Raw genomic sequence first — 1,488 nt, forward strand, 5'->3', positions numbered from 1 at the left:
CTAGGGCATGCACATATCTGGTGCGGCGGATTGACTCAGATCGGCATCTGGGGATTCCAGAATCGTGAAACCGTGTGATTTCTATTGAGGCACCTCAGATGGGATTAGGGGTGCGGTGATGTTGTCGCAAATTGACTGGACGCTAGGCCGGTTCGGGGATCGTCGTCTCGATAAAGGGGGGCGGCGCTCGTCGAACGCATGGTCGCGGGCAAAACGGTGTGTCTGCGGCGGCTTTCCAGGGGTAATCGTGCGCTGGAGGTGCGGTTCAACCGCTTTCTCGGTCAGGCCAAGGTGACAGCGGAACGGATCATCGAAAGCTGGGGCGAAGGCACGGTTACGGCGGTCGAGGGCCGCCACGTGCTGGCGATCCAGGACACCAGCGAGATCCACTTCAACACCACGGCGCAACGCCGGCGTGGGCTCGGGGAGATCGGCAAAGGCAATAATTACGGCGTGCTGCTGCATCCGCTACTGGCGGTGGATGCCGACGATGGCACCTGTCTTGGACTTTTGAGCGGGCAGATCTGGACGCGTGAGGGCCGTCGCACCACCTCACACGACGACCGGGAACTATCAGACAAGGAATCGCGGCGCTGGACATCCACCGTCGCTGCGTCCAGACCGCTGCTCGCCAAGGCCGCAGCGGTCACCGTGCTGGGTGACCGCGAGAGCGATATCTTTGCCCTCTATGCCAGTTCGACTGAGCAGCACTTCCATGTCATCGCGCGCAGTATGCATGACCGCAAGCTTGCCGATCGCACCGGTTTGTATGAGACCAGCCATGCCATGGCCGTGGTGGATCGGCGTGCGATCGAGTTGCCTGCGCGCGCGGCGCGGCCAGCCCGTCTAGCCCAGATCGAGCTCCGCTTTGGTGCAATCGAGCTTGCCCGCCCACAGAGTAAGTTCCTGCGCCATTTGCCGAAAAGCCTGCCGTTGGCAGTGGTCGACGTGCGCGAGATCGATGCCGGGGCCGGCGTAGAGCCGCTGCACTGGCGTCTTCTCACCTCTCACGAGATTGCCAGCGTCAAGGACGCCTGGCGTATCGTTCAATGGTACAAGCAGCGCTGGATCATCGAGCAGTTCTTCCGCGTCTTGAAAACGCAAGGCTTCCACCTCGAAGACAGCCAGGTCGGAACATCCGATCGCCTCCTCAAGCTGGTCGCTATCGCCGCCAAGGCGGCTGTCATCACGATCCAACTTCTCCAGGCCCGCAATGGCACTCAACAGCCCGTTCTTGCTGTCTTCAAGGACAGCGAGATCAGCGCGCTTGCTGCCCTCAACCAGCAACTCGAAGCCGGCAGCAAGCGACTAAAGAACCCGCATCCACCCGACAGTCTCGCTTGGGCCGGCTGGATCATCGGCCGCCTCGGCGGCTGGGACGGTTACCCATCCTCAAGGCCACCCGGCCCCATCACCTTCAAAAACGGCCTCGAATACTTCCACGCCGTTGCAGCAGGATGGAGCCTTAGAGATATGTGCATGCCCTAG

1 protein-coding gene is annotated in these 1,488 nt (G+C 61.4%); it reads left to right on the top strand.

All coding sequences use genetic code 11. The features are described from left to right. The first annotated feature begins 198 nt into the window (after nucleotides 1–198). On the top strand, nucleotides 199–1,488 hold the full coding sequence (locus AC0L2J_RS34710; RefSeq protein WP_473395976.1) for an IS4 family transposase: 1,290 nt from the start codon (nucleotides 199–201) through the stop codon (nucleotides 1,486–1,488).

This window comes from Bradyrhizobium sp. MV1.5 (genome assembly GCF_055807615.1).